General features: G+C 69.3%; 21 protein-coding genes. 19 read left to right on the forward strand and 2 right to left on the reverse strand.

The window, feature by feature from the left end; genetic code table 11:
• The first annotated feature begins 210 nt into the window (after window positions 1-210).
• The 3 genes from ACIBTM_RS39295 (at window position 211) to ACIBTM_RS39305 (ending at window position 5,040) form a co-directional block, all read left to right on the forward strand.
• Window positions 211-2,529 carry a helix-turn-helix domain-containing protein gene (locus ACIBTM_RS39295; RefSeq protein WP_395882218.1) on the forward strand — a complete coding sequence of 773 codons (2,319 nt, stop codon included), beginning with the start codon at window positions 211-213 and terminating at the stop codon, window positions 2,527-2,529.
• Between the two features lie 86 nt (window positions 2,530-2,615).
• Entirely contained in the window at window positions 2,616-4,007 is a 1,392-nt protein-coding gene (locus ACIBTM_RS39300; RefSeq protein ID WP_395882219.1) for a pentapeptide repeat-containing protein, read from the forward strand.
• Between the two features lie 673 nt (window positions 4,008-4,680).
• Window positions 4,681-5,040 carry a DUF6355 family natural product biosynthesis protein gene (locus ACIBTM_RS39305; protein WP_395882373.1) on the forward strand — a complete coding sequence of 120 codons (360 nt, stop codon included), beginning with the start codon at window positions 4,681-4,683 and terminating at the stop codon, window positions 5,038-5,040.
• Window positions 5,041-5,403: 363 nt separating this feature from the next.
• Here ACIBTM_RS39305 and ACIBTM_RS39310 read toward each other — a convergent pair whose 3' ends face one another.
• On the reverse strand, window positions 5,404-6,066 hold the full coding sequence (locus tag ACIBTM_RS39310) for a prepilin peptidase (protein WP_395882220.1): 663 nt from the start codon (window positions 6,064-6,066) through the stop codon (window positions 5,404-5,406).
• Between the two features lie 9 nt (window positions 6,067-6,075).
• Here ACIBTM_RS39310 and ACIBTM_RS39315 point away from each other — a divergent pair, with 9 nt between their 5' ends.
• The 11 genes from ACIBTM_RS39315 (at window position 6,076) to ACIBTM_RS39365 (ending at window position 14,942) form a co-directional block, all read left to right on the forward strand.
• Window positions 6,076-6,840 carry a hypothetical protein gene (locus tag ACIBTM_RS39315; protein WP_395882221.1) on the forward strand — a complete coding sequence of 255 codons (765 nt, stop codon included), beginning with the start codon at window positions 6,076-6,078 and terminating at the stop codon, window positions 6,838-6,840.
• Window positions 6,841-7,202: 362 nt separating this feature from the next.
• Window positions 7,203-7,844 (forward strand): hypothetical protein, encoded by a 642-nt coding sequence (locus ACIBTM_RS39320; protein ID WP_395882222.1) that lies wholly within the window; start codon window positions 7,203-7,205, stop codon window positions 7,842-7,844.
• A gap of 127 nt (window positions 7,845-7,971) precedes the next feature.
• Entirely contained in the window at window positions 7,972-8,673 is a 702-nt protein-coding gene (locus ACIBTM_RS39325) for an SAF domain-containing protein (protein ID WP_395882223.1), read from the forward strand.
• Entirely contained in the window at window positions 8,673-9,593 is a 921-nt protein-coding gene (locus ACIBTM_RS39330) for a carbon monoxide dehydrogenase maturation protein (protein ID WP_395882224.1), read from the forward strand. The genes ACIBTM_RS39325 and ACIBTM_RS39330 overlap by 1 nt, the downstream gene beginning before the upstream one ends.
• Complete coding sequence (locus tag ACIBTM_RS39335; RefSeq protein ID WP_395882225.1) at window positions 9,590-10,969, forward strand: CpaF family protein; 1,380 nt, start codon at window positions 9,590-9,592, stop codon at window positions 10,967-10,969. The genes ACIBTM_RS39330 and ACIBTM_RS39335 overlap by 4 nt, the downstream gene beginning before the upstream one ends.
• Window positions 10,966-11,895 (forward strand): type II secretion system F family protein, encoded by a 930-nt coding sequence (locus ACIBTM_RS39340; protein WP_395882226.1) that lies wholly within the window; start codon window positions 10,966-10,968, stop codon window positions 11,893-11,895. The genes ACIBTM_RS39335 and ACIBTM_RS39340 overlap by 4 nt, the downstream gene beginning before the upstream one ends.
• Window positions 11,892-12,785, forward strand: coding sequence for a type II secretion system F family protein (locus ACIBTM_RS39345; protein ID WP_395882227.1), 894 nt, complete (start codon window positions 11,892-11,894; stop codon window positions 12,783-12,785). The genes ACIBTM_RS39340 and ACIBTM_RS39345 overlap by 4 nt, the downstream gene beginning before the upstream one ends.
• Before the next feature lie 50 nt (window positions 12,786-12,835).
• Complete coding sequence (locus ACIBTM_RS39350) at window positions 12,836-13,033, forward strand: hypothetical protein (protein WP_395882228.1); 198 nt, start codon at window positions 12,836-12,838, stop codon at window positions 13,031-13,033.
• Between the two features lie 2 nt (window positions 13,034-13,035).
• A complete protein-coding gene (locus tag ACIBTM_RS39355; RefSeq protein ID WP_395882229.1) occupies window positions 13,036-13,479 on the forward strand; it encodes a TadE/TadG family type IV pilus assembly protein in 444 nt (147 codons plus the stop codon).
• 51 nt (window positions 13,480-13,530) lie between these two features.
• Window positions 13,531-14,478: a hypothetical protein gene (locus ACIBTM_RS39360; protein ID WP_395882230.1), complete on the forward strand. Its 948-nt coding sequence runs from the start codon at window positions 13,531-13,533 to the stop codon at window positions 14,476-14,478.
• A 20-nt stretch (window positions 14,479-14,498) separates the two neighbouring features.
• A complete protein-coding gene (locus tag ACIBTM_RS39365) occupies window positions 14,499-14,942 on the forward strand; it encodes a TadE/TadG family type IV pilus assembly protein (protein WP_395882231.1) in 444 nt (147 codons plus the stop codon).
• 8 nt (window positions 14,943-14,950) lie between these two features.
• On the opposite strand, the gene ACIBTM_RS39370 is transcribed toward ACIBTM_RS39365, so the two are convergent.
• Entirely contained in the window at window positions 14,951-15,484 is a 534-nt protein-coding gene (locus ACIBTM_RS39370) for a hypothetical protein (protein ID WP_395882232.1), read from the reverse strand.
• An 84-nt stretch (window positions 15,485-15,568) separates the two neighbouring features.
• Between ACIBTM_RS39370 and ACIBTM_RS39375 the strand changes: the two genes are divergently transcribed.
• From ACIBTM_RS39375 to ACIBTM_RS39395, 5 genes are all read left to right on the forward strand, one after another.
• Window positions 15,569-15,958 carry a hypothetical protein gene (locus ACIBTM_RS39375; RefSeq protein WP_395882233.1) on the forward strand — a complete coding sequence of 130 codons (390 nt, stop codon included), beginning with the start codon at window positions 15,569-15,571 and terminating at the stop codon, window positions 15,956-15,958.
• Window positions 15,959-15,993: 35 nt separating this feature from the next.
• Window positions 15,994-16,413, forward strand: a complete 420-nt coding sequence (locus tag ACIBTM_RS39380) for a hypothetical protein (RefSeq protein WP_395882234.1) — start codon at window positions 15,994-15,996, stop codon at window positions 16,411-16,413.
• The gene (locus tag ACIBTM_RS39385; protein WP_395882235.1) at window positions 16,413-19,244 is read left to right on the forward strand and encodes a BTAD domain-containing putative transcriptional regulator; all 2,832 of its coding nucleotides are present in this window, start codon (window positions 16,413-16,415) and stop codon (window positions 19,242-19,244) included. The genes ACIBTM_RS39380 and ACIBTM_RS39385 overlap by 1 nt, the downstream gene beginning before the upstream one ends.
• Before the next feature lie 1,092 nt (window positions 19,245-20,336).
• Window positions 20,337-21,536, forward strand: coding sequence for an AAA family ATPase (locus ACIBTM_RS39390; RefSeq protein WP_395882236.1), 1,200 nt, complete (start codon window positions 20,337-20,339; stop codon window positions 21,534-21,536).
• A gap of 52 nt (window positions 21,537-21,588) precedes the next feature.
• The gene (locus ACIBTM_RS39395) at window positions 21,589-23,343 is read left to right on the forward strand and encodes a hypothetical protein (RefSeq protein ID WP_395882237.1); all 1,755 of its coding nucleotides are present in this window, start codon (window positions 21,589-21,591) and stop codon (window positions 23,341-23,343) included.
• The last annotated feature ends 35 nt before the right edge of the window (window positions 23,344-23,378 follow it).

Raw genomic sequence — 23,378 nt, forward strand, 5'->3', positions numbered from 1 at the left:
GAGAATAGTCTCAAGCCTACGATGCCTCAACTGAGGAGAAAGTTCGCCACCCGGGTGGGCTAGCGGGCTTCGAGCCTCAAGGTCGGAGGAAGTTGATGGTGACCGCAATGGCGCCAGTGCAGGTGGCAGGTCCGGGCTCGCCCCGGCGCAGCGGGGCAAGAGCGGCTCGCGTCTAGCGCGGTCGATTGCTCTGCGGATGGGGAGACGCAGATGCGACAAATCAACAGCTTTGCCGAGGCGGTGCACCGGCTGCGCCGTGAGCGGGGAATGAGCTTGGGTGATGTGGCCGCGAAAGCCCGCTACAGCCCGAGCTACTTATCCAAGCTGCTCCACGGCCAGCGGCGCCTTCTGCCGGAGGTCGTGCGCCAGATCGACACGGTCCTCGACGCGAAGGGGCAACTCGAACGCCTCGCCGAACAACAACGCTCCGAAGGCTCGGCGGGCGGGGACAAGCCGATGCAACTGCCTGCCGACGTCCCAGGCTTCGTCGGACGCGCAGACGTCCTGCGGACGATGGACGACGCACTCGCGAGCCAGGCAAACGGTGGCGCCCACACGATCGTGATCGAAGGAGGCTTCTGGGTCGGGAAAACGGCCCTTGCCGTGCACTGGGTCACCCGAAACCTGGATCGGTTTCCCGGCGGCTGCCTCTTCGCCGATATGCGCGGTCTCGGCCCCGGTACACCCAGGACGCCGGAGGAGGTACTCGATGGCTTCTTGCGGGCATTGGGCGCCGGTCAGGCGGACCTGAACGGCGCACTCGAGGTCCGGGTCGCAAGGTTCCGATCGATCCTCGCCGAACGCCCCGCCGTAGTGGTCCTCGACAACATCGCAGACTACAGCCAGGTACGGCATCTGCTGCCCGGTGGCGGCAGCGTCGTCGTCGCTACCAGCCGCGAGCACCAAAGTAGCCTGCTGCTGCGGACCGGTGGCGTGTCGATCGACTTGCCCGCCTTGCCGCTCGACGACGCGCTGACCTTGCTCGCTAGCCGCGCCGGCCGTCATCGGCTAGCCGCTGACCCCACTGTCGCGGAAGCAGTCGTACGGCGCTGCGGCCGGCTGCCCATGGCGGTCCTGATCGTCGCGGAACACCTCCAACAGCGGCCTGACAGCACCCTGGGTAAGACCGCCGCCCAGCTGGCGACCGACCGCCACCGGCTGGACCTCTTCACCTCGCCGGACCCCACGGTCAACATCCATGGCGTGATCGACCTGTCCTACCTCGCCCTGCCACCGGCTGCGGCACGGCTGTTCCGTCTGCTGGGGATCAGCCCCGCGTACACCGTCAGCGCGGACTCCGCTGCCGTGCTCGCCGACATCGAACCCGACCTAGCGGAGTCACTTCTAACGGTCCTTCGGCAGGCCCACCTGGTAACGCCCATGCCGGACGGCCGCTACTGCATCGACTACCTCCTCCGGGCATACGCACACCAGCGCGCGCTGGTCGAGGAGCACCTCCGCGACGTCGAGAAGGCCCAAGACCGGGTTCTCAGGTGGTACACGGCACGAGCGCTTTCCGCCAACAACTCGCTCATCCCGAACTGGCGGGACTCGACGATCGACAGCCTGCTCGCGGACTTCGGCCAAGGCAGCCCTGGCTTCGATGAGGCGATGTCCTGGTGCCAGGCCGAGGTCGCGACCGCCCTGCAAATCGCGAAGAACACCCGCAGCCACCTCGCAAAGGACCTCCTATGGGTCCTGCCGACCGCGTTCCTCCCCTTCTTCGCCATCACTCGAAGCTGGACGGACTGGCTCGTGGCCGCCAACGACGGGCTCGACGCCGCGACCACAACGGAAAGCGCTCCAGGCACTGCTCGAAGCCTGCAAGTCCTCGGCTGGGCCGAGCGTGACCTCGGCCGGACATCTGAAGCCATCTCGCATCTCACACAAGCCCTCGAGCTCTACGCCGAACTCGGCGACGAGCTTCCCGCGGCATGGACCGCACACGGCTTGGCGCTCGCCCTCACCGATAGCCAGCGGCACGATGACGCGATCGCCCACTTCCAGGCGGCGGACGACCGGTTCCAGGCACTTGACCACGGCATCGGCGTCGTCATGAACCAGGCAGCATTCGCCCTAGCCATCCACGAGGCCGGTGATCGCGAGCGAGCCATCGACACCGCGCGCGAGGCACTGAGCCTCGCTCAGAAGCACGACTCCGACGGCATCCAAAGCCTCGCGCACCACAGCTTCGGCATCCTCCTGCAACGCCGAGGCGACCATAGAGCGGCCCTTACACACTTTGATGCCGCGGCCTCCCTTCGGCAGCGCCCGTGGCAACGATGGAACCTCGCCGACACACTGATCGCCCGAGCGGACTCCCTGCTCGCCCTGGGGTTTCGGCCGCAGGCCACAACCGCCTACGAAAAAGCTGCCGACATACTGGAAAGCCTCCGCGATTCGCGAGCGCACGAAATTCGTGCACGCGCCGCGTTGCGCGGAACACCTCAGTGGGCGGCCAAGGGCGCTCCCGCCGATCCAGTCCTGCGCTTGCCTGCGGGCACGGTAAAGCATTCACGACAATGCTGAACGCAACCGCGCGTTGCACGGGCTGCCCAGCCGATGGTCGAGAGGCGAACGAAGCGTTCCCGCCACCTTCCGCGACGATGAAGGTTATGACCGATACCCCGCGGCTCCCAGCCGCCACCAGCAGTCCACCCCGCCCGACGACGTCGGTGCGGCGTCTGCCGGAGCTGACCCGGTCGGCGATGTGGATCACCGCGCTGGTGATCGCGGTGCTGACCGCCGCGGCGGTGGTGGCGTTGTGGTGGCCGGCAACGGCTGGACTTATCGGCGCCGACCTGGTCAAAGCCCGGCTCGACGCGCTGAAGATCGGATTGAGCATCGGTGTCGGCAGCGGCGGCGTGGTCGCCCTGTACCTCGCGTGGCGACGGCAGCACTCCACCGAAGCTGCTCTCTCCCAGCAGGAGCGGACCGCCGACGACGCCCGCGCGGATGCCGTGGAGCGGCGGATCACCGAGCTCTACCTCAAAGCCGCAGAGCTGCTCGGCTCGGACAAGGCTCCGGTCCGCCTCAGCGGCCTCTATGCACTCGAACGCCTCGCCCACGACAACGAGTCCCAGCGGCAGACCATCGTCAATGTCCTCTGTGCCTACCTCCGCATGCCCTACGAAGCCTCCGAATCGCTACCAGACGACGCCGACGCCGAGCAGCGTGAACAGCACCGTGCCCTCATCCAGGAACGTGAAGTCCGGCTTACCGCACAACGCCTCCTCAGTGACCATCTCAAACCCGGCCGCGACATCGCCTACTGGGGCCGCCTTGACCTTGACCTCGCCGGTGCACACCTCATCAACTTCAACCTCGACGACGCGCTCATCGGAACCGGCATCTTCAGAAACGCGACCTTCGTCGGTCGCACCGACTTCACCAGGGCGGTCTTCGGCGGTCATACAGACCTCATGGGTGCCCGCTTCACCGGGAAAGCTCTCTTCGTCAGAACCACGTTCACCAAAGGAGCCTGGCTCAACAACGCAATTTTCAACGGTGCGGCCACGTTCGCCTCGGCCGCTTTCAAAGAACGCGCGGACTTTCGCGAGGCAACTTTCAGTCAATCCGCAAAATTCACCGAAATAGTCTTCGCTCAGATCGCTGCGTTCGGCAAAGCAACCTTCGGCGGCGAAACGTACTTCCACAGCACAACCTTTGCTCAGGACACAGCCTTCACCGGCGCGATCTTCGCCAACTCGACCTTCTTTGTCGAAACGGCCTTCAATGGACGCGCAGACTTCGGCAACACGCATTTCCGCAGTGATGCCTTCTTTACTCGCGCTGCCTTCGCCCGTGATGCGCTGTTCGGCGAGGCGACTTTCATCCGCGAGGCCAACTTCGCCAATGCGACCTTCCTCAGAGAGGCCAGCTTCATCAAAGCCGCCTTCATTAAAGACCCCATCGCCCTCGGCGCGAACTTCGCCCGACAGCCCGTCTTTACCGATGCAACACTCGTCGGAAAACCATACGCAGACGCAGAAAACACCTCCACCTAGAGTCCGCACCTCAGCCCGCTAGACTGAGAACGACGACCAAGCTGGCGCAGCTTGGGATTGGTCGTACCGCAGGGCATGTACGCACCTGGCAGGTAAGCTGATCGACGCCAGACGCTCCGTCGACGCCGGGTGAGTCCACGGCCACCAAGGTCAACTCTCGTTCCCGCCTCCGACGCGAACGTGGGCACAGTCGTGGGCGCAAGGCCCCTCTCGGCGGTCAGCTGGTACGACAGCGGTTACCAAATTCGCTGGTCATCAGCGCATCGCAGTAAACCTCACCAAGCGCAGATGTGCGCCCCTTGCACGGGTAAACGCCGAATGCTGACGCATCTTCGCCAAGTTCAAAGCTGTCGCACGCGGCTTTCATGACGGTGGATTCGGTGGCGTTCCCGCAGATGACCATGTCCTTCGACGCTGCTTGCGTCGTTGACTCCTCGGGCCTGGGCGTAGCCATGACTAATGAAAACCGCTTCCGTCTTGACAGGGTCAGGACAAGATCAACACAGAATCGGCACAACGCTGTGCTCGCCTGACGGGTTCCCGTCCGACTTGCGACGGTGGATAGTGAATGGCAGAACAGGGCAACCGTCGCAGATGGATTTCATCGATCTTATGGATCGCCAGATGCTTGTTGTCCGGCTATTCACTTCCATTACTCTTGAGGGTTGAGGACATGATTGAAATTTCGCGGACTCGTGCGGTTCGATTCGGTCTGGCTGGAGTGGTCGCAGCGCTCGCGGTCGCGGGGTCGAGTGTGACGGCAAACGCTGCCACGGCAAGGGAAACAGTGGATCGCGGTCCCGTTACCGTCAGCGAGGGATGTGGCTATCTCGGCTGGGGAAAGTACCGGCACTGCGATGGCGGTACCGGGTCCACTGTGATGCTGGACGTCGAGGATATCTTGGGCGGCCTCTTCCTCTACTGCGTCGGGCCCGGGACGACCAATCTCCAACCGGTTATCAGATGGCGGGTGACTGGCGCCTGGTGGAACGGAGGCATTCGCTGCATTCCGGGCTATTACGGCCACGCGTGATCGAGACTCGCCAGAGCCGTGATCGCCGACCCGGGACTTGCTGATCGGGCGGTTGCTCTGGCGCTCCGGGGAGGTCAGCGCCCCGGACGCGGCGTGGCGGGAATCCAAGCTCTCCGCCCCAGTTTGGCCCGTCACGCCGTTCCCCAACTAGCTGCCAAGCAGCAAACGCTCCGTCGGTTTCGTCGGGGGATCGACGGAAGCCGCCGGGGTGGCGCCCCCTCCCCTCAAGCGCCACCCCGGCAACCCCGCTGGCAGACCAAGTCAGCCGGTAGGACGTCACCCGCAACTCGCGTTGTCAAAGAGTAGGGACGAACGATGACGAGCCAGACAGCCACGGAGTCGCATCACACGGCGACAGGCGTTCTATCCGTTTGCCAGCACCATGGAGAGTGCGCCTGCCAGAAGGCATGGCCCGAACGGCACCACCATGGCACCGCCGTCATCGCGGCGTCGGACGCCGGGAACAGCGGCCATGACCAACGCGAGCAGCGAGGCGGTCAGCAGCGCTCCGGCGACCTGGGCCCAGCCGATCCAACCGGTCACCAGGCCGACCACCGCGGCGGCGCTGACGTCGCCGGCACCGACACCACCGCCGGTGGTCACGGCGAGGATCAGGAACAGCCCACCCGCCGCGACGAGCCCGGCAAGCGCTCGAACACCCGAGCCGGGGTCGTGACGGACCAAACACAGCACCGCGAAACCCGCAATAGCGCCTGCAAGCAGTGGCCACAGCAATGCCCGGGGCAGCCGGTGTTCGCACCAGTCGATTACCCCCAAGGGAACCGCCAGCACAGCCACGAACCCGTAGACGGCGAGTTCGCCGCGTGCTCCCACACACCAGCCCAGCAACCCCAGGACGGCCGCCGTGAGCACCGCGCCGAACCACCACGTCGTGGCCAGCGTCCGCTCATGTCGCAGGAACCGGCGCGTGAGCCCGCTCGCCGCCGCGCCGAGCACCACGCCGGTGGCCGCGCTGCCAACCCACCACCAGTTGCTCGCCGTCAGCTGCACGATCCCTCCCCTCACGGAATCACCTTGTACGCCATCCTGCCCGCCCGTTCTTCCGACCGACCGGCTCTCAAACCAACGGGTGAACTTCACGCGAGAGCTGCTGCCAAGAGCGCCATCACCACGAAAGTCGCTCTTGAGGTGAACCCGCTGCGGTGGAGCGTCACGGCGGTGTGGCTCGCCCACGCTGATCTGCGATCGTCGATGAAACGGGGGACCGTAATGACCCACTACCGCAGCACCCGCCTCGCCCTGGCCGTCCTCGCCGCCGCGGCCGGACTTGGCTTGAGTGCCTGCAGCTCGGGCAACAGCGCAACCCCCACTTCCACGACGCCGGCTCCGCCACCCGCTCCCAGCACCACAGCCACCTCGCCCGCCGACATCGCCAAACAGAAGGCCACTGCCGCCTACCTGGGCATGTGGAGCGACATGGCCGAGGCCGCGACGACCTCGGACTGGCAATCGCCGAAATTGGTCCAGAACGCGACAGCTGAAGCGCTGTCGAAGATCTCTCGTGGCTTGTATGCCGATCACTACAACGGACTCGTCACCAAGGGGAAACCGGAGAACGCCCCCACGGTCGAATCCGTTGAACCCGCCGACAATCCGACCATGGTGAACATTGTGGACTGCGGCGATGACAGCCGCTGGATCAAGTACCGCGCGGACAACGGCCAGCCGGCCAACGACAGCCCGGGAGGGCGTAGGCACATCAACGCTATGGCGAAGAAAGCGGTCGATGGCTCCTGGAAGATCACCGACTTCGCGATTCAGGACGTAGGAACATGTTAAGGAGAACGGGTACAACCACCGGCCTCGTTTTCGCATTGTTCCTGTGCGCGACAACACCGGCACTAGCCGGCGGCTGGGGCAGTGTCGACTGCAGTAGCGATCCCTCGCCTTACTGTGACCTCAACGCAGGGCGCGGCGGGCACCCCGCCCCGCGACCGGGCCCAGCCCCGAAACCTGTTGCGCCGAAATCGCAGGCTGGGGACCAGGGCACGGCCCCGCCACCGCCAGGCGATCGAATCGTCGGCGGCAACAGCAACCAAGCCGATTGCTCGTACGTACGCAGTAACTACCAGCCGCCAGCGAACGGTGTGCAGACGGTCCGCTTCCACCGACGCCTCTCGGATTCCGGTGGGGTGCAGTTCGTGTCGTTGGTTCGTCCGCGGCCCCAAGAAGTGGTGCTGGCGCAAGGTTCAGGGCCGGGCGGCGCGTGGTACGTCTATCGGTGTTCCGGTCAGGGGCAGCGGGACGCGCTCTACCGGGCGCCGGTGTGGATCCCCGATGGTCAGGCACCGGGTGCCGCGCCGCCGCCCTCGCCAGAAGAGTTGGCCGAGCAGGCGCGGTCGCAGCTGCGGTTGCCGAGTCCGGTGATTGGCTCAAGCCCGGCCGGAACCCAGCTGGTGCAGCTGCCGACGTGGCTCTGGCTGGATCGCGCGATGTGGTGGCCGCAGTCGGCGACAGCTTCGGTGCCCGGGGTGTCGGTCACCGCGACCGCGACCCCGACCACGGTGTCCTGGGCGATGGGTGACGGCAGCACCGTGTCCTGCGCGGGACCGGGCACTCCTTTTGCTGCTCAGGGGGATCCGCGGTCGGCGTCGCCCGATTGCGGCCACACCTACCAGCGTTCGTCGGCCGGTGCGCCGGGCGAGCGGTTTCCTGCCATGGCGACGGTGTCGTGGCGGATCACGTGGTCGGGGGCCGGGGCGTCGGGCACGTTCCCGGATATGACCACCAGCGGAGCGGCGTCCTTCCGGGTCGCCGAAGCTCAAGCCTTGGGCATCGGCTAACCCGGACACCTTTTCTAACTAAATCATCAGTTTTGCTTCCTTTCGTTTCCTGACCGTGTATTCACGGCGGCATTTGCTGGCCGGGTGAATACGTGGTGCGGGCGAGCTATGCCTGGAGGGGTTTCTCGTGACCAGTACTGACAGTCCCGCGCGCGGCCACAACGCGACCGGTGAAGCCCGGCCAGCGTCGTGGCTGGACTCCTCGGGTTCGCCGTCGAGGACGGCTGCGCGCCGAGGTCGGCGGCGCCGGTTGCCGCATCTGGTGGCCGGGGTGTTGCTGGTGGTGCTGTGTGTCGGTGGCGCGGTGTGGTGGACGACCAGCACCCAGGACCGGGTTCCGGTGCTGGCGCTGGCGAAGCCGGTCCCGCTCGGGCATGTGCTGACGCCCGCGGACCTGCGCAGCATTGACGTGTCCGCCGCGCCGGGCGTGGCGCTGATTCCGGCGGATCGGGCGGAGAGCGTGCTGGGGCAGCCGATGGCGACCGGCCTCGGCGCGGGAGCGCTGCTGACGCCGGACGCGGTGGGCGCCGCCGCGATCCCGGCGGTGGGCCGGGCGGTGGTCGCGGTCGTCGTGAAGCCGGGGCAGGCCCCGCCCGAGCTGGCCGCCGGAGCCCCGGTGACCGTCGTCGTCACCACCACGGCAGGAAGCTCGACCGGGCAATCGCCGGGGACGTCCTGGCGTGCCACGGTCGTCAGGGTCGCCCCTGTGGGCACGGATCAGACGACCGTGGTGTCGCTGGAGCTCGACACCGCCGGGGCGTCGCGGCTGGCGCAGGTCCCGGCCGGTCAGCTGGCGCTGGTGATGCAACCGGCGGGCGGTGAGCGGTGATGCTGATCGCCTTGTGCTCGCTGAAAGGCTCGCCGGGCGTGACCACTCTGGCCGTCGCGCTGGCCATGACGTGGCCGCAGGCTGCGAGCACTCGCCGTCTGGTCGCCGAGGTCGATCCGGCCGGGGGTGATCTGGCGATGCGGTTCGGACTGCCGGCCACCCCGGGGCTGGTGAGCCTTGCCGCCGCGGCGCGCCGCACCCGTGATCCCGCGGTGGTGTGGGACCACACCCAGGCCCTTCCCGGCGGCGCCCGCGCGCTGGTGGCTCCGCCGGGTGGCACGCACGCGCGCGCCGCGCTGTCGACCCTGGCCACGGCCCCGAACGGATCGCTGTTGCCCGTCGTGGCCCGCGACGCGGGAGTGGTGGTGATCGCCGATTGCGGGCGGGCGGATCCCGGATCACCTGCCGAGGCGATCGCGCGCCGCGCCGACGCTCTGGTGTTGGTGACTGGTACTCAGGGCGACGACCTCGCCCACGCCGCGGTGCGGCTGGGGGAACTGGCGCGCTGGACGCCACGTCCCGGCTTGCTGCTGACCGGAGATGGTCATCCGACCGTGGACGTCGAGCGTGAGCTAGGGGTACCCGCGATTGGGCGTCTCCCACACGACCCGATCGCTGCCGCCACGCTGACCGGTCACCGGCCACCGGCCCGCCGTCGCGGCAACAACGGTGGTCTTGCCCGCCACGCCGCCGCTCTCGCCCGCACCCTGGCCGAACCCGCCAGTCCCACCGCCTCCCCACCGGCGACCACGCCGGCCGGTGTCCCGGGTGTACCTGCCCAGCAGGTGCGCCGACCCGGTGGCGTGCTCATCACCCCGCCCGGCCTCGGGTCACACCCGGCGTCCTCGCCGCCGCGGGTGATTGATCCGCGGCACAACGGTCATCAGCCCAGCACCGCCGGAAAGGAGCCACTCGCATGACTCAGACCCATCACCCAGCTGCACCGTCCGCCGCGCCGGGCAACGGAGGCGATGCCGAGCAGCGGCTGCGCGCTCGGCTCCGGCAGGCGCTGACCACGGACCTGCCCGGCCGGGTCGAGAACGCGTCCCGCGCGAGCGGTGGTGCGTTGAGCGTGGCCCAGCGCCGCGAGATCGGCCGAGAGGTCCTCGACACAGCGGTCGCCGCACACAGCGAGGCCGAACTCCTCGCCGGACGCGCCCTGGTGGATTCAGCGACGGAGCAGCGGGTCGTCGACCAGGTTTTGGACGAGGTGTTCGGCTTGGGCGGTCTGCAGCCACTGCTGGCGGATCCGTCGGTAGAGACGATCGTGGTCAATCGCTTCGATCGCGTGTTCGTCCAGTACAACGACGGCCGCCGAGCTCAGGTAGCGCCGGTCGCGGCCTCGAACGAGGAACTCACCGACCTGATCCGCGCCCTCGCCGCCCGGGCGTCATCGGAGGAACGCCGGTTTGATCGCGGCAGCCCGGCGCTGAACCTCCAGCTCCCCGGCGGCGAGCGGCTCTTCGCGGTCCTCGGCCTCACGGCGGGTGGGGTAACGGCGTGCACGATCCGCCGGCACGGCTACCTCACCGCCACCCTCGCCCAGCTGCGCCGCCAAGGGACCCTTGACGTCGGCTTGGAGAGGTTCCTGCGCGCGGCGGTCCGGGCACGCAAGAACCTCCTGGTCACCGGGGGCACCGGAGCCGGGAAGACCACGCTGCTCCGGGGCTTGGCCGCGGAGATGGACCCGCTGGAGCGGATCGTCACCGTCGAGGACGCCTTCGAGCTCGGTCTCGACCGGGATCCCCAGCTGCACGCCGACGTCACCGCCCTGCAATCCCGCGAACCCAATATCGAAGGCGAGGGCGCCATCGACCAGGCGGAGCTGGTCCGCTGGGGGCTGCGGATGTCCCCGGACCGGGTCATCGTCGGCGAGATCCGCGGGTCTGAGGTCATTCCGATGTGCAACGCCATGAGCCAGGGCAACGACGGCTCCATGGCCACACTCCACGCCAGTAGTTCGAAGATCGCGTTCACCCGCCTCGCCTCCTACGCCGCCCAGGGACCGGAACGGCTCCCGTTGGAAGCCACCGCGCTGCTCGTTGCGAGCGCGGTGCATTTCGTGGTCCACCTCGACCGCGCCACCGACCGGACGACACGAGTGATCGCCTCGATCCGGGAGGTGATCGACGCCGAGGACGGGGCGGTGATCTCCAACGAGATCTACCGCCGCGGCCCGGACCGCCGCGCCGTCCCGGTGGCCGGTGCCTTGCGTGCCGACACCCTCGACGACCTCGTCGCCGCTGGCTTCGACCCCGACCTGCTGGCCCGCCCGGAGGGGTGGTGGACGCCATGAACATCGACACCACCACCATGACCGCCGCCGCGCTCGGCTTGGGTACCGCCGTCGGCCTGCTGCTGATCGCGGCCGCCTGGCGCCGGCCCTCGGCGATGCCGCCAACCTCGCGTCCTGGTGCGCTGCTGCGCGCCGTACGGGACCGTGCCGGAGACCGGAGGGTGTTGCTGCGCCTGGCCGTGGCGGTCGGCGTGGGCGCACTGACAGGCGCCACGACCGGGTGGGTGGTCGGTGCGGTGCTGGCAGCCGCCGGAACGTGGTTCCTGCCCCGACTGGTCGGCCCGGACCGCGCCCACACCCGACGGGTCGCCCGGATCGAGGCGATCGCGTCGTGGACGGAGATGCTGCGCGACGTCCTGTCCGCCGCGGCGGGGCTCGAGCAAGCCATCCTCGCCACCGCCGGCCTCGCGCCCGCGGCCATCCGCGGCGAGGTCGCCACCCTCACCGCGAGGCTGGAAAGCGGGCAGCGCCTGGCGCCGGCCCTGCGTGCTCTCGCACGCGAGCTGGACGACCCGACCGCGGACCTTGTCCTAGCCGCCCTCGTCCTCGCTGCCGAGCACCAGGCCCGCCAGCTCGGCGACCTGCTCGGCTCCCTGGCCACCACCGCCCGCGAGCAGGCCGCGATGCGCATGCGCGTGGAGACCGGCCGGGCCCGGACCCGGACGTCGGTGCGGGTCATCGTCGCCACCACCCTCGCCTTCGCCATCGGGGTCGTGGTGTTCAACCGCGCCTACCTCGACGTCTACAACACCGCCACCGGCCAGATCATCCTGCTGTTCATCGGGGCCTTGTTCGCCGCCGGGTTCACCTGGCTCGCCCGGTTCGCGACTGGCGGACCGCAGCAGCGCGTGCTCGCCCTGGACATCCCAGAGGCCGCCGACGCGCGACACAGCGGAACGACTGTCGGCGGAGGTGAGCGCTCATGATCCCGTCACTCGCCTTCGGCGCCGGTGCTGGCGCCGGGTTCTGGCTGCTCCTGGCCTGGGCCTTGCCGCCGCGCCCGGCGCTGAGTGACCAGCTCGCCAAGGTCAGCGCCGGGCGGCCGGCTACGCCGATCGTCCTCGCCGCCGAGGCCGCGTGGGTGCGCGGCTGGGGCCGTGTTTTCGTTCCTGGCCTGCGGATGCTCGGGCTTCCGGGCGCAAAGATCGAGGTCGATCTGCGAGTCACCGGCCGGGGCGTCGACACCCACCTGGCGTCGAAAGCCGTGCTCGCCGTGGCCGGTCTGCTGGCGCCGTGGCTGCTGCAGGCGCTGCTGGTTCTCGGCGGGCTGTCGCTGGGGGGCGAGGTGCCCCTGCTGGCCGGGCTCGGGCTCGCCGCGCTCGGGTTCGTGACTCCGGATCTCGAGGTGCGGGCCAAGGCGACCCGGCTGCGCCGCGAGTTCCGTGACGCGCTCTCGGCTTTCCTCGACCTCGTGTGGATCACGCTCGCCGGGGGAGCAGGGGTGGAGGCCGCGCTCGGTGACGCCGCGGCCGTCGGCACAGGGCCAGCGTTCGACAAGATCCGCCGCGCTCTGCACGCCGCCCAGCTGACCCGTACTACCCCGTGGAACACGCTGCGTCAGCTCGGCGAGGAACTCGACATCACCGAACTGGCCGAACTCGCCGCGTCGATCTCCTTAGCCGGCACTGAAGGCGCCCGCGTTCGTGCCTCATTGGCCGCCAAAGCCCAAGCGCTGCGCACCCATCAGGTCACCGACGCCGAGACCGACGCCCAGGCCGCCACGGAACGTATGGCGCTGCCCGTGACGGCGCTATTTCTCGGCTTTTTGGCCTTCATCGCCTACCCCGCTGTCATCCAGGTCCTCAACGGGCTTTAGGCCGCGTCATCGCTGAGGGAAAACCTCGCACGGAAACGAAAGAAGGAGCCATGAAGCAATACGTTCGTCCTGTATGGACAGTGATTGCGGCGAGGATCGCCGTGCTGCGAGCCGAACCCGAACGTGGCGAGATCACCACGACTGTCATCGTCACCGCGCTGATGGCCATCGCCGCGATCGCGATCATCGCGATCATCGTGGCGAAACTGACCGAGAAGGCCAACTCGATCAACCTCGGGATCGGCTGACCATGTCGCCCCGACACGCATCACCGCGGCGGACGCTGGCTCGCCGTGTCCGGCGCGCCCTGTCCGGGGATCGGGGCGAGGTCACCGTCGAGCTGGTCATCGCGACACCGTTGCTGCTGCTGGCGTTGCTGGCGATCATCCAGTTCGCCGTGTGGTCCCACGCGACCCACGTCGCCCAGACCGCCGCCTCGCAAGCCCTTGCCGCGGCCCGTGTCCAGCACGGCACCGCCGGCACCGGACACGCCGCGGGGCAGCGGCTGCTCGACGACCTCGCCGCCGGCCCACTACGCGACCCCCAGCTCACCGTGACCCGTGACACGACCTCGGTGGCGGTGAGTATCCGTGGCGAGGCCGCCACGGTCCTGCCCGGTGTGCAGCTGCACGTGCACGCCGAAACCGTCGGCGAGGTCGAACGCTTCGTGCCCGATACGGACACAACACCCTGACTTTTCCTTATCCAGAGCCAGCTTCTGATGTTAGTCGACAGGAGTTACCTGATGGGCAACCTCGGCCGTTCAGGCTTGGTGTCGCCGGTGCTCGATGGCGTGTTCCCGGACGGGCACGACACCGTGCTGCTGAATCCCGCTGTCACCGCGCGCCAGTGGCGGCGCTGGCAGATCCTCGCCACGGTGCGACCCGAAACCGTCCTGAAAGGACTCGTCAGCGCGATCGTCGTAGGACTCGCCCTGGTGGCAGGAAACGGATTCGCCGGGAAGTTCATCCTCGCCGCCGTGGTCTTGATCGTCGTGCTCGCCGGATGGCGTGCCGCGTGCACTGTCCGCGAATACCGAGGGCTGCACGAGGAAACTCCCCGGACCCGATTGCGCAGCGGCGAGGGTCGGCGCAGCAGGGATTTCGCCGACCTCGGGCCCGAGACCGCGAGGCTGGTGCGGGAACTGCTGGCCGGAGTCGACGAACTGCACCGCACACCGGCCCGCGCCTGGATCGACCCCGCACTGCCGGGTGAGGCGCACCGGGTGGTGTGGCAGGCCCTGTGCTGTCTTGACCGCAGCCGCGACGCGCGCGCACTCGCCGAGGAACTCGCTACCGATCCCGATGCCGGCGAGGATTTGGTGGCCGCGGCACGCGAGGCGGTCACCACGATCGACCACGGCCTGCGCGAGGTCGCCTGGCACCTGCACGGCTGCCTGCTGCTCACCCGAGCGTGGGAGGCGAAGCTGCGGCACACCGACCTGACTCACCGCACTGGCCATGTTCTGGCCGCTCTGCCCGGTCACGATCACCTTCGCCGACTGGCCCATGCCGCGGAAGCGTTGCCGCAGAACGTGTTCGCTCACGTCACCGCGGCCCGCGACCTTACCCAGGCCGGGGAATTCCCCTGGGAAAGGCCATCCGCGGAGTGGCCTCGGCTCACGCTCGTCCCACCTCACCGTGCGATCGCACCGCCCGGTGCCGGCGGCCCGGCAGGGGAGGGCTTGTCGTGACGCGGCAAAGGAGCTGGCAGGTGGGAGGGGCACGGGCATGGTGGCGTGCCGAGCGCGGCTCGGTGACCGCCGAGACCGTGCTGGTGACGCCGGTGTTGGTCATGCTGCTGGTGTTGCTGGCCGTGGTGGTGCACCGCGGTGTCGACGCGCGGCTGCGTCTCGACGACGCCGCCCATCAGGCCGCCCGAGCTGCCACCCTGCACCGCACCACCACGGCCGCCGCCATCGCCGCTCGCGACACCGCCGGCGCCGCGCTGGCCCAGGCGGGTGTGGTGTGCCGCGAGGTGACCACCACGCTGTCGGGCACGCTGGTTCCCGCCGGCGCGGTGACGGTGCACGTACGGTGCACCGTCGACTTTGGACAAGCCGCCCTGCTTGGCGTCCCCGGCGGGAAAACCCTGGAATCGTCCGCCAGCGAAGTCGTTGACACCTACCGGTCCCATGCCCGCCCCGGCGGTGCCTGATGGGGGCGTCAGTGCACGAGCGGGAGCCCCAGCGCGAGAGCGCGAAGCTGGGTGCCAGTCAGCGTCCGATGCTCGAGCAGCGTCTTGGCGATACGGCTGATGTCCGCCCAGTGCCGGTCGACGATGTCCTGCGCGATCTCGGCCCACAGATCGGGCTGATCGACGGCGAGTCCGTAGGCCTGGCGGGCTTGGGCGATCAGGGCGAGGTCGTCGTGCCCGCCGTGCAGGTAGGAGCCGAGGCGGACGTCGTCGTCGGTCACACCCTCGTGGCGCCGTTCGGCCGCGCTCGTCGCATCGAGGACATGGCGAGCCTGGGCGAGCGGGCCGGCGTGAGCGACGACCGCTTGCGCTCCCAGGTCGACAGGGCGGGGCCGGACCGCGGTGAAGCCCACGTGTCCGGCGCCATGGGGCCGCAGCGTCACGTAGCGCAGCGACCCGCCCTGCAACAGGTAGACGACCGCATGCCCGGCCTCGTGCCAGGCCGTCATCCGATCCTCGTCCACGACAGGCGATTCCGTCTTGGGCGCGGTCACACTGCTCATTCTGCTCACCCCTCTGCCTCGCCGCGCACACGCCTGCCCGGCCCGCCCGCACACCTGCGGTGGTGGCGGGCGGAGGAAGGCCGGGTGACCGCGTTCGTGCTCGCCCTTCTGCTTGGGCTGCTCGCGCTGACCGGGCTGAGCCTCGACGGCGGCCTCGCCCTGGCGAGCAAGGTCCGCGCCGGCGGTCAGGCCGAGTCCGCCGCCCGTGCCGGCGCCCAGGCGCTCGACCTCGCGGCGTATCGCGCCAACGGGGTTGTCCGCATCGATCCGGCACGGGCACGTGACCTCGCGCAGCAGTATCTGGCCAGCGTCGGCGCTACCGGCACCGTCGCGGTCACCGGGGACACGGTGACCGTCGAAGTCACCGCCGTCTACCGGACCCAGCTGCTGTCGCTGGCCGGGATCGACGACATCCACACCCACGGGCGGGGCGCCGCCCATCCGCAGCGCGGGGTCACCGGCATCGAGCCCTGAACCAGGCCCGCACGTACTGGAGGGAGAACACCGGCATGGTCACCAGCGAGGACGAGATCACTCGCCGCCTCGAGGAGCGGGATTCCGCGCGCAGCGCACGCCGTGCCCAGGCAGCCGCCACCGTGGGCGAGCTGGCCCGACGGCACGCCGAGTTGGCCGAGCGGCTCGCTGGCCTTGAACGCGAGCTCGGCGAGGTCCTCACCGCAGTCGGCGATGCCATCGACGTGCCCGAGCTCGCCGAGGTCACCGACATCCCCGCCGCCGACCTCACCCGCTGGCGAGACCAGGCAGCCAAGCCCGCCCGCGGCGGTAAACGCAAACGCCCTGGCACCACAAAGAGCAACGGCATCCCTGGCAAGGACACTCCTGCGGCCACCGCACCGCGCGCCGCCCGACCCACGGCACCGGAGTCCGCCGTCCACGGCGGAGTACCGGACGGCGCGGCGAGCAGCTGATGCTCGGCCGTGCATCGCTCCTCCGCGCCACACGGCTGCTGGGCCGGGTGACGCGAGGGCTGCTCGCCGCCGTCTTGCTGGCCGCGCTGGTGGCGGGCCTGCCGTGGGCGCTGGTCCATGGCGTGGGCTGGCCATTGCCGGATCACCTGCCGAGCCTGGACGAGATCGGCACAGCGCTGATGACACCCATGTCGGCACAGTTCCTGCTCGACGCCCTCGCCTGCCTGGCCTGGCTGCTGTGGCTGGTGTTCGTCCTCGACCTCGCCGCGTGCGCGGCCGACGTCGCCCGCGGCGGGCTACCGGACCTGAAACGGCAGACAGGCCCGGTGCGGCGCGTCGCGGCCGTGCTCGTGGGCGCCCTGCTCGTGGCTGTGCTGGGTCGCACCGCCACCGCGGCACCCCTCACGCCGGCCGACGACGCACGCCTCACCAGCCATGCCCTGGTAGCCGTGACCGGCCCCGCGTCGGCCACCCCTGGCACCCACCAGCATTCTCAACCGCCTGCCGGAGCGGGGACCGAGCGCGTCCGGCCACCGCAGAACGGCGTTCACGACTCATTGTGGCGGATCGCGCAGCGCTGCCTGGGCGACGGTGATCGCTGGCCGGAGATCTGGGCACTCAACCAGGGCAGCGCTCAGCCCGGCGGGCGGCTGCTGACCAACCCGAACCTGATCCACCCGGGCGATACCCTCCGCGTTCCCACGACCAGCCCGCCGCCTGCCCCACCCACACCGCCGGAGTCAGCAGCCCCGGCTCCCGCTCCCGAAATAGTGTCCCCAGCGCCGACCGCGGAGGCACCAGCTCCTTCCGGAGCCCCGGCCGCGACACCCGCCGCCGCCTCGGCGGGGGACCGGCCTGCCGGAGGTGCGGTGACCTGGGGTAGCGGTGAGGTGTTCGTCAGCCTGGGCCTGGCCGCCGCGGTCAGCGCCCTGCTCGTGCTCGCGCGACGGCGGCATCACGCCCGATACCGGCCCGGCAGCGGACGGCGCGACGACGACCTGCCGGTCGCCCCAGTGGTGTACCAGCTCCGCGTGGCCCACCTGCGTGCCCAGCACCACGACGAAGACCTCGACCTGAACGCTGAGACCGACGACCCGGCCACGCGCGAGCAACGTCATGAACCCGGTGGCGAGCCGGTTCCGCGAGCGGCCCGCGCATCTCGTGTCCGCGTGATCGGCACCGGTGACGGACCAGCGAAGCCGCCGTCCGTAGTCGAGGTCGCGTTCAAGGCCAGCGCGCGAGCCGCGCCCGACGAAGCCGCCATCCCAGGTGAGGGACCCCGGATTGCCCTGGATCTGGCCCGCGCGCACGGCCTCGGTGTGGTCGGACCCGGTAGCTACGCCGCCGCCCGCGCACTGCTGCTCACCCTCCTCACCACTATCCCCGAGAACGCACCGACGCCGACGGTGTACGTGCCCGCTGCAGACCTGGCCCGTCTGCTCGGCGTGCCGGGAGCGTCCGCCGACCTGCCCGCGGCGATCACGGTCGTGGCCGACCTGGACACCGCCTTGAACGCCCTCGAAGCTCCGGCGCACCCGCCCGCCGTCCTCGTCACGGCCCCTCCCAGCGAGCACGAACAGCACGCGCGGCTGCAGCACCTGCTCGACAACCACGGCCAGTACGGGCTTACCGCGCTGGTACTGGGGCAGTGGCGTGCCGGGGTGACTGCCTACGTCACCGCCGACGGGACCATCTCGGCCACCGACCCCGGCCTCGGCGAACCGCTACGCGGCACCCGCGCCTTCACCCTGCCCGAAACCGCGACCCGCGACCTGCTGGCCTTCCTGCGCACCGCCGCCCCGCACGACAGCACCGACAGCGGGACCGCCGCCTCCGACCCGCGCCGCGTCCCGCCTCGCCCGGTGGCAGCGCCACCGGACACGATTTCCCCGGCCCCGCAACAAACCTCCGGAGGCGACCTGCAACGCCTGGAAATCACCGCAGGAACACCTGCGCCGGAACCGCTCTCCATCCACGGCGACGAACCGCGCCTGCGAGCCGCGAACAGGGACCAGCAGACGCCTGCGCCTCTTGCGCTGACGGTCTTCGGGACCCCCGCCCTGCACTGGCGCACAGACCCTGCACGAGCCGTTACCGAGCAGCGTGACCTGTCCAGCGCGGTGAGCAGCCGCCCGCTAGAACTGCTGGTCTTCCTCGCGGTGCATCCCCGCGGGGTGTCCCGGGACGCGATCGTCGACGCCCTCTGGCCGAACGAACCGCCCCGCAACCCCGCCAGCGTGCTGCGCACCGTCCGCTCCCGAATCCGCCGCGCCCTCGACACCGCAACCCGTGGCACCGTCGGCGACCTGGTCCTGGTCGAGCACGGTCAGTACCGGCTCGACCCGGCCGTGGTGGAGGTGGACTACTGGTCCTTCGCCGACGCGGTGACCCGCCGCCGCACCGCCGGCACGACCGAGCGCCGTACTGACGCCTACGAGGCGATCGTGACGCACTACGGCGGAGCCCTGGCCGACGGCCTGGATTCCGACTGGCTCATCGCCGCCCGGGAAACGACCCGGCGCGACGCGCTCGACGCCGTGGCCGCACTCGCCCGCGCCCGCGTCGAGGCCGACCCCGACTACACCTTGGATCTGCTGGAAACCGCGCGGGCATTCGATCCGCACAACGAACTGATCTACCGCGACATCATGCGCCTGCAGCACACACTCGGCCGGCACGACGCCATCTCCCGCACCCTGGACCTCCTGCGAATCCGCCTCGCCGAAATCGACACCACGCCCACCGCGGACACCATCGACCTCGCCCAGCGGTTACGTGACCACGACACCGGGATATCAGTCGAGGACTTCTCCCGATCCACGGCGCCATGAATGAACACTCCACCGGTCCGCGAACACACCTTGCCCATTCGGGGATCGAGGCACGTTCCCCACAAAGGTATTTGTGCAGAACAGCGAAAAGCCTCGATTTCCCGCCATGATTCCGCCCGTGCCGATGCTAGCGTCGGCTGTGGCAGCACAACCATCGAGGCCAAGAAAAAGAACTTCGTGGGCACACATTCGCATTCCCCGCCACCGCTGGCATTGCCTCTCGCCGCGCGTTGTCGGCGACTCCCGCGCGCTACAAAGACACTCCGGCGGCACCGTGGCGACCCGCATATCCGGCGCGCGGACACCGCCTCGAATACCAGGCTCGAGCCGTCGGCCCGGTCACTCGATGCCGCCCCCGTCGCCTCCGGTCATGCGGAGCGTGGCTGCCAACCGTGGGCCCACCGACCCGGCCTATCGGCCTGGTCCTCCGGTATCCACCTAAGCCGGATCCCCTCGTGTCAGCCGTTCTCGCAGGTCACGCCCCCTCAAGGGGGATCCACCGGTATCCCAGACTCGCTTGACACCAAGCAGGTGAACACATCAGGCCCGGCGGCGATGTCACGCGGCTTCCTTAGTGTTTCGCCAGTGCTCACCATTGCACTTCACTTACCTTCATTCGCTCTTCCTTTCTCTTTCTGTTTATTGGAAAAGATTACATTTGTCCGCGGTTTCACCTGTGGCCGGCCTGCCCTTTCCTGGTTGACCCGAAGCCGTCTGACCTGCGCAAACATTTCCGTGAAATCGCGGTCATTCACGCGAAAATATAGGCAAAATTCCCCGAAATTGACCCCGGAAAACTATTGCGCGGGCGGGTGGGGTCGAGTTACGTTTGTTGTGTCACCGGGAAAACCGGAAACCGCGACAAAATACCGCACCGGGCACGAATTGCCCCGGAAAGCGGGAAACCCGGCAAACACGTGATTGGGGATTGCTATGTGCTACGCCGACACCACCGAAAACCCCAGCGAAGGGCACGCTGTGCTCGCGCTCACCACCATGGTGCGCCGCGCGTAATCACCCCCGCCACCCGTCCTCGGTCCCCGCCCCGCCCAGCACCGACAAACCCCTTTGCTGTGAAAGGAAACCAGCACGATGACCACGAACGCCACGACTCCGGCCACGGGTACCGCGCCCGCCGCCCCGGGCGCGGCACACCGGTTGCGCAACGGTGAACTCCGCCGCATGGTGGCCGAACTGCTTACCCAGCAACCCGCCAACGCCGGACTGACGGCGGGCGGCGCCGCCCGTCTGCTGAACCGATCATCCGGTGCGGTGGGCAACGCCCTGGAAACGCTGGTAGCGCGCGGCGAAGCGCACTACATGGGGCACCCGTCCCGCGCCTATCGCGCCAACGCCAACACCCCCGCCGCCGCCGCGACCGCCGTGATCAGCACGCGCACCACCGAACCCGCGACAAGCGACGCCGTCACGCCGCCCGCGCCCGTCACACCGAAACGCGCCCCCGGGCCGAAAAAGGCGGCCGCGCCCGCGCTGGTGACCGCACCGGTACGGCGCCCGAACGGGCAGCTCTACCACCCGCGCAAGCTTGCGGGCAGCTCGGATGTGACGGTGTTGCGGCAGTTGCGGCAGAACAAGATTCCCTCGCTGTTGTACGGGCCCCCGGGGACGGGCAAGACGTCGCTGGTCGAGGCCGCGTTCGGTGACGCGGTGACCCTTCCGGGGGACAGTGACACCACGGTGGACGACATTGTGGGCGGGTACGTGCCCGCACCGGGCGGGAGTTACGCGTTCGCGCACGGGCCGCTGGTGACCGCGATGCGTGAGGGGCGCGCGTTCTTCATCGACGACTTCACCCTCATCCCGGCGCCCGTCCTCGCGGTGGTGTACCCCGTCATGGACGGGCGCGGGCACATCACCATCAAGACCAACAACTGGGAACGTGTCGACGCCGCACCCGGGTTCTACGTCGTGGGCGGGCACAACCCCGGGGTACACGGCGCGGTACTCAGTCCCGCGTTGGCGTCGAGGTTCCGGATCAAAATCGAGGTGACCACCGACTACGACCTCGCCGCCCGCATCGGGGTCGACCCGAAAGTGGTGCGGGTCGCGAAAAACCTCGCCGGACGGCAGAAGAAGGGCGAGATCGGGTGGGCGCCCCAGATGCGCGAACTCCTCGCGGCCAAAGACACCGCCGCCGCGCTGGACCCCATGACCGCCGCCGGAAACCTGATCGCCGCCGCGCCGGAAGAAGACCAGGACATCGTCGCCGACGTGGTCCGCAACGTCTTCGGCGCCCACGTCGCCCCGCTCGCCGTCGGCGAACAGTTCTAGCCCCCGCCCCACCGGTTTCCGCCGCCCGCGACCATCCGGAAAGGACATAACGATGACCGCGCACATCGCCGCACCCGCCGCCGCACCGACCGCCGTGTTCCCCGCCAAACCGGGATGGCTGACCCTGTCGGCCCGGTTCGGGGACGAGGTCCCCGCCATCGCCGACCGCGACGACCTCGTGGTCACCGTCGCCCCCGGGGCGGGACACGACGCCCCCGCCTGTTTCTTCCCCGACCTCGCCGCCATCGAAGTCGACGGAACCCACCTCCCCAGCGGGGTCGACCCCGCCACCGTCGAACCGCACCGGGTCGGGGACCGCAAGCGCTACCGCACCCTGTGGGGACTGCTGACCCACGAATCCGCCCACGCGAAACACTCGGTGTGGCGCGAGCCTCCCGGGGCGCCACCGGGCGCGGCGGCCGCCGCGATCCTGCTGGAAGAGTCCCGCATCGAAGCCGCGCACCTGCGGCGCCGCCCGCAGGACCGGTTCTGGCTGCGTGGCAGCGCGACGAAGCTCATCCTCGCCGACACCCGGGCCAACGACCCCGCCGTCGCACCGACCATGACTAAACAGGATGCCGCGCAGTCCGCCGCGCTGTTGCTGGCACGCGTGGACGGCGGTGTCCTCAACGGTCGCGAAGTCGCCCGGGTCGAGCGCGTGGTGCGCGGCATTCTCGGCGACGACACGCTCGCCGACCTGCGCGCCATCTGGCGTACGGCGCACCGTGTCGCCGACGACGACGCCACCGCCATGATCGAACTCGGGCGCCGCTGGTGCGAAGCACTCGGCGACGACCCCGACCAGCCGCCGCCCGAGCGCGGCACCGACCCGGGCACACAGCCCGGTAGCGGGAACGGGACACCGTCGCCGTTGGCGCAAGCGATTACCGCCGCCGCCATCGCCATCGTCAACGCGGCTGCCGCCGACCCCGCGCCCACCGACCCCGTCACCGACGCCATGGAGGCACGTGCCGCCGCCGACGCCGCCCGCGCCCGCGCGGTCAGCGCGGCCACCAAAACCTTCGGCGGCGGGACCAACCCGTACGCCACCCACATCACGGGCACCCGCCCGCCGACCACAGCCGAACGCACCGCCACACGTCAACTGGCCCGCGCGCTGACCACCGCCGGAGTGCGCGACCGCACCACCACCACGACCACCTCGGCCATCCCACCCGGACGGCTGCGGGTGCGCGGGGCGATGACCGCCGCCGCACAACGCGCGGCGGGCGCCATCCCCACCGCCGAACCGTTCACCCTCACCACCAGAAAGACCGTGCCCGCACCACCACTACGGCTCGGCATCGCCTGTGACGTCACCGAATCCATGAAGCCGTACCTCGTACCGGTCGCCTCGGCCGCGTGGATTCTCGCCCACGCCGCACACCACACCGACGTGCCCGCCACCACCGCGACCGTGACCTTCGGCGCGGGCCTGGTCACCCCGATCACACACCCCGGCGCCACCCCCGCCCGGATCACCAGATTCGGTGCAAGCTCCGGCGGCCACGTCATCGGCAACGCCATCGAAGCCCTCGACGGCGCCCTCGACCTGTCCCGCCCGAACGCCGCCCGTCTCCTGGTCATCATCTCCGACGGAATCTTCGAAAAAGCGACCCGCAAACCCGGCCAGGGACTCCTCGATCGCTTACGTGCCACCGGATGCGCGGTCCTGTGGCTGCTACCCGACGACCACCCCTCCAACAGGCCGATGGACGGCGTCACGCTGCACACCCTCACCGACCCCGCCGCCACCGCCCGCGCCATCGGACACGCCGCCACCGCCGCGCTACGCGCCACCCGCTAACCACCCCACAGACCCCGGGCGGGGCGGAACCCATC

It is taken from the genome of Amycolatopsis sp. NPDC049868 (genome assembly GCF_044461365.1).
GTDB lineage: Bacteria > Actinomycetota > Actinomycetes > Mycobacteriales > Pseudonocardiaceae > Amycolatopsis.